Annotated in this window: 8 protein-coding genes; 1 reads left to right on the forward strand and 7 read right to left on the reverse strand. The window is 35.2% G+C overall.

The features are described from left to right. Positions 1-555 precede the first annotated feature (555 nt). Together OMO38_RS16700 and OMO38_RS16705 are read right to left on the reverse strand one after the other, a co-directional pair. A complete protein-coding gene (locus tag OMO38_RS16700) occupies positions 556-1,659 on the reverse strand; it encodes a DNA topoisomerase IB (RefSeq protein WP_264751325.1) in 1,104 nt (367 codons plus the stop codon). Positions 1,660-1,865: 206 nt separating this feature from the next. Further along, the gene (locus OMO38_RS16705; RefSeq protein ID WP_264751326.1) at positions 1,866-2,303 is read right to left on the reverse strand and encodes a DUF6526 family protein; all 438 of its coding nucleotides are present in this window, start codon (positions 2,301-2,303) and stop codon (positions 1,866-1,868) included. 313 nt (positions 2,304-2,616) lie between these two features. Between OMO38_RS16705 and OMO38_RS16710 the strand changes: the two genes are divergently transcribed. Next, positions 2,617-4,386: an aminopeptidase P family protein gene (locus tag OMO38_RS16710; protein ID WP_264751329.1), complete on the forward strand. Its 1,770-nt coding sequence runs from the start codon at positions 2,617-2,619 to the stop codon at positions 4,384-4,386. Positions 4,387-4,601: 215 nt separating this feature from the next. On the opposite strand, the gene OMO38_RS16715 is transcribed toward OMO38_RS16710, so the two are convergent. The 5 genes from OMO38_RS16715 to OMO38_RS16735 all read right to left on the reverse strand — a co-directional run bounded on the left by OMO38_RS16715 (position 4,602) and on the right by OMO38_RS16735 (position 8,874). Beyond that, positions 4,602-5,606 (reverse strand): hypothetical protein, encoded by a 1,005-nt coding sequence (locus tag OMO38_RS16715; protein ID WP_264751330.1) that lies wholly within the window; start codon positions 5,604-5,606, stop codon positions 4,602-4,604. A gap of 38 nt (positions 5,607-5,644) precedes the next feature. After that, on the reverse strand, positions 5,645-6,634 hold the full coding sequence (locus OMO38_RS16720) for a hypothetical protein (protein ID WP_264751331.1): 990 nt from the start codon (positions 6,632-6,634) through the stop codon (positions 5,645-5,647). Positions 6,635-6,644: 10 nt separating this feature from the next. Next, positions 6,645-7,271 (reverse strand): hypothetical protein, encoded by a 627-nt coding sequence (locus tag OMO38_RS16725; RefSeq protein WP_264751332.1) that lies wholly within the window; start codon positions 7,269-7,271, stop codon positions 6,645-6,647. A gap of 71 nt (positions 7,272-7,342) precedes the next feature. After that, the gene (locus OMO38_RS16730) at positions 7,343-8,509 is read right to left on the reverse strand and encodes a hypothetical protein (RefSeq protein WP_264751333.1); all 1,167 of its coding nucleotides are present in this window, start codon (positions 8,507-8,509) and stop codon (positions 7,343-7,345) included. A gap of 155 nt (positions 8,510-8,664) precedes the next feature. Continuing rightward, the gene (locus OMO38_RS16735) at positions 8,665-8,874 is read right to left on the reverse strand and encodes a hypothetical protein (RefSeq protein WP_264751334.1); all 210 of its coding nucleotides are present in this window, start codon (positions 8,872-8,874) and stop codon (positions 8,665-8,667) included. Between the last annotated feature and the right edge of the window lie 264 nt (positions 8,875-9,138).

A 9,138-nucleotide genomic window follows, 5' to 3' on the forward strand; every position in this document is an offset into this window, starting at 1 on the left:
GAATTTGCTTCCCAAGTGAATGTGAATTTTATTACCGTAATTAGATGTTATAAAATTCTTAGAGATTGCTAAAAATTCTTATTTTCCTTACTTGTATATGATAATATACATTAAAAAATCCTGCAACAGCAAAAAAGGAAAAATATAACAATCCATCAATAAGTTGATTCATTGAGTTGGCAATAGCCCACAACAGCCAAAAAATAACTGAAATAACAGAAATTAAGACAGAAATTTCATGTTTCCTCAAAAATGTTAAAACAAATGATAGTGAGAATAGACCTAGACAAAATATTATGACCGCGTTTGTCATGAGAACAGAAATTCCTTGATAGCATGAACCACCTCCAGTTTTAAACTCAGAAGGTATGTAAGTAAAGGTCGTAAATGTAGAAATGCTGAGCAAAAATACTGTTGCAGCCAACAGTTTAGACTTAACTAAACTCGTGTAATTTTGGATCATTAAATTAATGTTAAGTACTCAATTGATTCTCTATTTTCAAAGAAATAGTAAAGACGCTTTTATCTAAAAGAATCAACTGTATTCATCTAGACTCACATTTTTTCTGTTTCCAGAATTTGTAGGACTAATTTTTCTTCATGTGTTAGTCCTGCCTTGCCATCATTTTCTTCAATCACCTCGAGGGCATCCAAATATTTTCTGATGGAATTGTTTTCGTATAAATTGATAACAAGCGGATGAACGTAGTATTTTCTACACACTGTGCTTGTATTTCCCAAGTGTTCAGCAACAATATCCAATGCAGCCTTCACTTTCTTTTTGTACTGAGTATTATTTTCGGCATAACCGATTTCTTTAAATGCAATTAGGGCATTTACCGTTCCTGACCACGTTCTGAAGTCTTTTGCAGTGAAATCTTCACCACTTAATTCTTTGATGTAGTCATTCACCATTCCAGAATCGATATTGTGGCGGTTTCCTTCACTGTCGTAATACTGGAAGAGTTCCTTTCCCGGAATTTCTTTGCATTTGGTGATCAGTTTTGCCAGTCTTTTGCTTTTCAGATTGACATCATGCATAATTCCCTTCTTGCCTTTGAAGGCGAAATTTATTTTCTGGCCTTCCACTTTTACATGTTTCCCTTTTAAAGTGGTCAGACCAAAAGAGCCGTACAGTTTTTCATAAATGCTGTTACCGATTCTGATGTTGGTACGCTGCATTAAACTTACAATTAACGCAAGGATTTTTCTTTTCTCGAAATTTCTTAAGGCTAAATCTTTTTCCAGCTGCAGGCGAATTTCAGGCAAAGCATACCCAAACTGCAGCATTCTGTAGAATTTTGTATGATTTCTCAAAGCGCTCCAGAGCGAGTGATATCTGTACTGCTTTCTCTTCCTTGCGTCCAGACCTGTTGCCTGAAGATGGCCATTGTCAATGGCGCATATCCACACATTTTCCCATGCCGGAGGAATGACCAAACTGTTGATCCGTTTGATCTCATCTTTGTCTTTGATCTTCTCGCCATCTTTGAAGTAGAGATATTTTTTACCTCTTTTTCTACGGATGATACCGGCTGTCTCTGCATCGGAAGTGTAAATAAGATTCACCGCCTTTGCAGAAGCTACCGGATCCTTCATAATTTTAACAATCTTTGACGGCTTCAGGTGAGAAATAATCTCTTGGTCTGATTGATTCATAAAAAATTTGGTTAAGAGTTTTTACCCCTAGAAAAAAGCCATAATAATAAGGCCACGATGCCAACAACTACAATTATTCCCCACCACATTCCGGCTTTGAAGATTGTTTCTACTGCCTCACAACTTGTCAATAACAGAATGGCAAAAAGGCTCATACTGTATAAAGATAACATTCTCATAATAGTTTATTTTAAGTGATTATATAATTAAATTCTTTCGTTATCGGGACGCCAGTTTCTGACAGATTTTTTGATTTCGTCTCCCGAAACATTTTCATTTAAAGCTTTGTATAAAAGCTCTTTAAACTCCTCATCATCAGCGAATCTGAGGGCAGCAATCTGTCCAAAGCTTAGTTTGTCATGCACTTCATCAGAACGTTTACTGAAAATTTCATAGTATCTCTGCCTGAACTCCAGCCGAACGATTCTATTTTGTAAACCAATGGCATAATGCTGTCTGGTCATAATAGCCAGATATAAAATCAGAAATATCACCGTAGAAAATAAAATCCAAATCAGTTGATTTGCTGCGTCGTCCCAAATTTTATAAATTCCATAAACCTGTAATATCATCAGCAGGGGAAGCAAAATGAAGTGATGTGGCGGATAAAACTTCCTGTGGTTTTGGTAATTCTGTGTTTTCATTTTTAATTAATAGCAAGAACCTTTCCAAAATATTATGAAATTAATAATGATTTGGATGTATGGTATTTAAAAATATTTCATGCTGAGATAACCTACAGTTGTACAGTGACTTCAGCCTAGCCCGGATAGTAGCGGTTACCCCGCAGCAGGCGGCGGGCTTTCGTCGCAGACGAAAAAGCGCTGGTGTGAGGAGTATGAGCGGATAGCCGGATTAAGCTTCTGATAAAAAACAGTGTTGACAGCTGAAAACCTCTCAGAATCGTGTATGCGAACTCGAATTTTTTGTAACTTTCGGTTCTTAAAATTTATAAAAATGACTTCAAAGGAAAAAGTAGCTGCGCTTCGTGAGGAGATGCAAAAAAATAAAGTTGATGCATTTATCATATATTCTGCCGACCCGCATATGAGCGAATATTTGCCTGAAGAATGGCAGGAAAGAGCGTGGCTGTCGGGATTTTTAGGCTCTGCAGGTTTTGTAGTTGTTACTCAGGATAAGGCCGGACTTTGGACGGATGGAAGATATTTTACCCAGGCTCCCATTGAACTCGAAGGTTCTGGAATAGATCTTTTCAAGGACGGAATGGAAGGCACACCACATTATATCGACTGGATTATCTCAGAAATTCCTGAAAAAGGTATAGTAGCGGTAAATGCTTTGGCAACTTCTCATGCGAACTGGGAACTGCTTTTTGAAAAGCTGAATGCGAAAAATATCACACTGGCTGACAATGCTTTACTGAAAAATGTTTGGAAAGAGAGAGGGGAAGCTTCAAAAAATCCGATCTACACTCATCCTATTGAGAGAGCAGGAAAATCTGTGATTGATAAAATTGCTGCCATCCGTCAGAAAATGGAAAGTCTGGAAGTGACTTATCATGTGATTTCCAGTCTTGATGATGTTGCGTGGACCTTAAATTTAAGAGGAAGCGATGTGGAAAGTAATCCTGTGTTTTTAGGATATATTATTATCACCAAAAATGACGCAATTCTGTTCACAGATCTCGAAAAAATGGAGGTTGAAGCCAGAAAGCAGATGGATGAAGCATGGGTAAAGATGATGCCTTATGAGGAATTCTACAATCATCTGAAAACTATTCAAAACGAAAAAGTTTTGGTTTCACCAAACAGCAATCAGTCGATTTTTGAGGCTTTAAAAATCGGAAATGAGTTTGTAAAATCTGCAGTCCCGGGAAATCTGATGAAAGCTCAGAAAAATGAAACTGAACTGGAAGGCTTCAGAAAAGTAATGGTAAGAGACGGTGTTGCGATGGTGAAATTTCTGTACTGGTTAACACATACTGCCGGAAAAGAAGCGATGACTGAATATTCTATCGGACAAAAACTGAAAGGTTTCCGTGAAGCGGGAGAGAATTTTGTGGGAGAAAGTTTTGGAAGCATCGTTGGCTATAAAGGAAACGGTGCGGTGATTCATTATTCTGCAAAAAATGAAGGCAGTAAAGAAGTCACCAACGATGCGACAATTTTGGTGGATTCCGGAGGTCAGTATCTGGAGGGAACAACTGATATTACAAGAACTTTGGCGTTGGGAGCTTTCTCAGAAGAATTTAAGATCAATTCGACCTTAGTTTTACAGGGATTAATCCGTCTGTCGATGGTGAAATTTCCAAAAGGCACAAAAGGTGTGCAGCTGGATGCGATTGCGAGGCTTCCTTTATGGATGAACGGTAAAGATTATCAGCATGGAACGGGTCACGGTGTGGGAAGTTTTATGAATGTACATGAAGGTCCGCAAAACATCAGAAAAGATCTGAATCCTCAGGAATTGCTTGTAGGAATGGTCTGTTCGAACGAACCGGGATTTTATGTGGAAGGAGAATACGGAATCCGTCATGAGAATCTGATTGCCGTAAAAGAATCTGAAACTACAGGATCAGGAACTTTTTATGATTTTGAGACATTGACGTTCTGTCCGTTCTTCAAAGATACAATTGCTAAAGAACTTTTGTCTGTTGAAGAAATCAACTGGCTGAATGATTATCACAGAACCTGTGAAGAAAAACTGGCCCCCCATTTGGAAGGTAAAGTTAAAGACTGGTTCTTAGATTTGGTAAAACCTTTGTAAGAATAAAAATATAAGCTGAAAGCCCTGCGTCATATGATGCAGGGCTTTTTGGATTATGGAATCTGACGGTTTACAGTGATGTAATTTAGGGTGTTTTTCCTGATTCGCAATCTGACTTTTGATTTTATCTTTGGAATATCAAATTTTCAGCATCAAAACACTCACTATAACCTTCAATTAATATTATTTTAGTCATCTCAGCAATGGGATGATTTTTATTTAAATACAATCTTACTTAAATCAATTTCAAAAGACTGCTCATCTTCATACGTAATTTTTAATTTTTGCGCATCCACAAACTCAACATTCTTGTTGCAGAAATGGGAGCAGCTTTCAACGATGATTGGAAAATACTTTCTTTTCTTTTTATCAAATCCTACAAGATTTCCTCGGAAAACAGATTGAACTTTGTAGTTTTCATTTTCTACAAATTCTTCGCTTGCCGATGTAAGTTTAAATAGATTTTCATCATAATAGGTTGAGTAAATGATATCGGGAATGATATAGTAACCAGCCCCAAAATTGTTATCTGTATCATTGTCTTTTTGCCATTTCTCGCCAAAATTCTTGTAATGAGTAATATTTTTTTCTTCATCTGATGGATGGTAAATAAATTTGGAAGTACGCGCATATTGATGAAGCACAGTTTTTGCAAATGCAGATGATTTCAGTTTAGAGTTTTCCACGAAATTTCCTCGAATGCACCCGTTACAGTAATCTGAAGGATAACCATAGTACTGTAAACTGAAGTTGTCTGCAATATTGTCCATATTAATCATAGAGAAATTTACACTTATCTCGTTCATTGCTTTTCCCATGTTTGAGACTTGATGGGCAAGAAAAAGATAATTTGTTTTACCTATTTTCTTTGTTTTGATGGTTGTGCTGTCTATTTCCAGGTAAGACCATTCTGCATTTTCTAAATCAATCTCTTTAATCAGATTTAATTTTTGCCCAGTAAACTTATACTTTGAAATCTTCAGGATATTTAAAGTATCCGAGTAGAAATAATTGCCTCGTTTTTCGTTGCTTTTTACCCAGATTCTTGTTAAAATATTTTCATTTTCCTGAACAAAAATGCTTTGACGCCGGAGTGAATCGAATATTTTTTTGCTTAGATTTTCATCCGAAACAGAGGTGTTTTCATCCACAGCAGTTTTCTCTTTCGTGCAGGAAAAAGGGAAAAATAAAAGGAATGATATGGTAATAATCGCCTTCATTTGTGTGATCGTCTTGACTTGTTATTTGTTTTATTTCCTCAATTTTCTCTCACTTTAAAATCACTATGTTTAACGGGTGAAATTTCTTTTTTTAAACGTATTAATTCGTTTCTTTTTAACTCAAAAAAATGTTTCTCAGTCCATTCCCACGATTTCTCTTCTCTTAAATTAACTCCATTTGCTTTGAAGAAAACAGTGATTTTATTTCCGGAAACTTCTAAATTAATTTCGTCAAAAGTATCCTGAACGGTCGCTCCATCAGGAATCTTAGGACAGTTCTCCAACTCTTTTAAAATCATTTTATCATTTTTAAACCAAGATCGTAGAAAACCTAAGTGTTGTTCGGAACACTGATAGCCTAAATTCAGTGAGCTAAGAATTTTACATTTCAAATTACTCATGTTATCGTTTGCTTTTCCGTCCCATGAGCAGTCATTACCAATGAAAGTCGCAACGTAAGCCAAAGCAGCTTTCTCGGGATCTGAAATGTATTTTACATAATTTTCATTTAGAATAACTGTACTAACCTCAGTTTCTAAATTCTTATCATACTGCATTTTCCGCCACAAAAATTTTATTTTCTTATTGGCTAATGTCAACGGTCTGATCACTTTTGCTGAGATTAAATATTCGCTGTAATCCAAATACTCAGGATCACCTGCCGGCCTCAGACTGTCCATTTTCCATTTGATCTCCAGTTCGTCTCCACGGGTGAATTCCGGATTGTCTTTGTTGTAAATCAAACTTACCGTATCATTATTTTTCTTTACGACGAAAAGCCAGTCATCCCCATTGTCATTAAAGCTGACAAACTGTATGGTATCAGTATAAATTTTTTCGAGTTCAATAGTTTCATCAGGTCTTAATGCGCTTTTATGGGTAGGAATTTTTGGTGACCGAATTTCCTTTTGTGGATTTTCTATTACTGAGTTTTCAGCAGTCTTCTCCTTTTTGTTCTCACAGGATAGGAGCACAAAAGTAGCAGCAAGTAGAAGTGAGAAAATTTGATTCAGTGTCTTTTTTATCATAAATTTTAAATTAATTTTTCCTTCTGCATTTGCTGATGATTGTGTCTGATATGGTTTCATTTCCCTGCTGATAGTATCTCAGAACGCTGTAATAATTTACAGTATCATTTTTACAAAACTGAACGCTTAAACTGGCTATGCGATACTGATTGTAATGACTCAGTTCCTCACTCGAAAATCCTCCAGGATCTTCTTCATTTTCGATAAAATGTGCGGTGCCGGCTTGTCCAAACGGATCTGTGCCCCAACCCTCAAAATACGTGTAGAAATCGATATGATAATCCATATCCGTTCTGGAATCAGAAACATCCGTGGCTTTATAGTGACTTTTAAATTTATTTTCATTGCCGATAAATTCCGCATTCATCTTTTCAATCGCCATTTTTTTAATTATTCTGTTCAGAGAATCTCTGTCACTTATTTCATTGTCGACGAGATATAAATTTGGATAAACTTTAGACTGAATAAATCTCATACTGTGGTCGACAAAAAAAACATTATAAATCAAAAGAAAAAGTAAGGCAAGTCCTAAAACGGTAAAAGAATACTTTCTGCGTATAGGATTTTTTAAAAGCCAAATGATTGCGATTATTAAAAAAGCAATGATGATGAAAGATAAAATCAGGATGAATGCCATAATCGTGCTTGTAACTTTTTTTGCTTATACAGTAATCTAAGTATCAGGTCAGGAAATAATTGTTGAAATAACTATTTATAATTTTCAAATAGTTCCCTGTAAAACTCGATCTCATTTTTATAATGGTCAGGAGGTGTTTGAACTAAGTCTGGGAATTCTTTCATGATGATAAACTTCTTATTTTTGGTTTTTGAAATTAAGCAAAATGCATCTTGTGATTTTCTCTGAAAAACGGTGCTGTGGTCAGTTTTTAAAATCTGTTGATAGTCTGCAGTATAGAAAAATCTAAAATTCAAATCTCTTAAGTAATCAAAATTTTTATCAGTATCTGTGATACTTACTGTCCCGTTGTTGTGTACAGCGTAAAGATTGGTCCAAACAGTTTCTATTTCTTTATTATTGCTAAAAACAGTGTAATAAGGATTGTTTCCCTGATCTGAAGGTGAAAACGATTTTAAATTTTGATCAGAGGTGAATTCTTTTTTTACTTCGAGATTAAGTTTTCTGAAAAAGTCTTTTTCCAAAACGGAAAGCTGTTTCTCGTAAGAATTCCAACTTTTATCTTGGTTTTTAATGGGTTTAGAAATATTTTTAGCCATTCTGATCTGATGCAGCAGCTGATTGATCATCTCATCAGTTTTCGCTTCGGGACGTTTATTTTGAAAAGGAATATCGCTCAGGTAAACTAAATATTCAGAATTTTTGGGTAGGTACTCAAAATAGAAAGCTTTCAATTTCCCATAATCACTAATGATAGCGCTGTTGTCATCTTTATACAGGACTTCATCAAAAGATTTCAGGAAATCTGAGATCATCAGTAGATTCTTACTTTTATTTTTCACGATAAAAAAATCACCTTCTCCGTATGAAGACGAGTAGAGGTAAGGAATAAAATTGGATACAGAAAAATGCTTAAAATCACCGCTATTGCTGTCAATGATAAGGTCGTCTGTAACTTTCCATTGAAATTTGTAGTAACTGTTTTGGCTGTTTTGATTCGGAATATACTCGATTCTGTAATTGAATGGCAGATTAAAAGTGTAGCCTTTCTCCAGATGAGAATACCTGATTGTCGGAGTCTGAAAAATTTCTTCTGTTTTTACAGAATCACTTAGCGCGACCATCTTTGATGATCTCGTTATTGCTTGGGAAGGTGTCACTGAAGAATCGTCTGTTTGCTTCTTTCCTTCACAGCAAGTGAATACAGTGAGGAAAATGATGAGTACTGAATTTTTCATTTATTATGTTTTTCTATTTTTTAAATTAATATAACGGAAAACCACCATTGTATAGAATCTAAGTTCGTATTTAAAAGGATATCTGTTAGCTACATAATTTCATTTAACTCGTCCTGCGAAATTATTTTCCCATTATTTTGTTTTCAGAATCTATCTTATTCTTTTTGAATGATAGGAGTCTCTTCAAGATTTGGTCTTCCTCCGCTTTCGAAACCTGTTATAAAAATGTATGCGACTCCAATGAAAAAAAGCATTAAAATAGCGGCAGCAATTATCACCTTTCTTGTGAGAGTGAGATTGGGGATTTTAATCAGAACAAATATTGCAATAATAACTGTAATTAAAACTAATGGAATGATTCCCATCCTGGTGTTTTTTGTTAAATTTAAATCATATTTTTTAGATATAAATAATAAATTTCTGTATAGTTTGTGATTTTTGTATTCTATCGTATTACAGAAAGGATAATTTTTATCTTTTTGGTTGTAATAAGTGAATACGAACTGAATCCTAGCCCTGATGTTCTATGTTAATCTGCAAATTCTTTAAGTTAAAATTTTAAGGTTTTCTGATAATCTGCCTGATAAGCTATTTTGTTTTTCACTACACCGAAACAGATCCTTAAAAGC

This window comes from Chryseobacterium kimseyorum, assembly GCF_025971945.1.
GTDB lineage: Bacteria > Bacteroidota > Bacteroidia > Flavobacteriales > Weeksellaceae > Chryseobacterium > Chryseobacterium kimseyorum.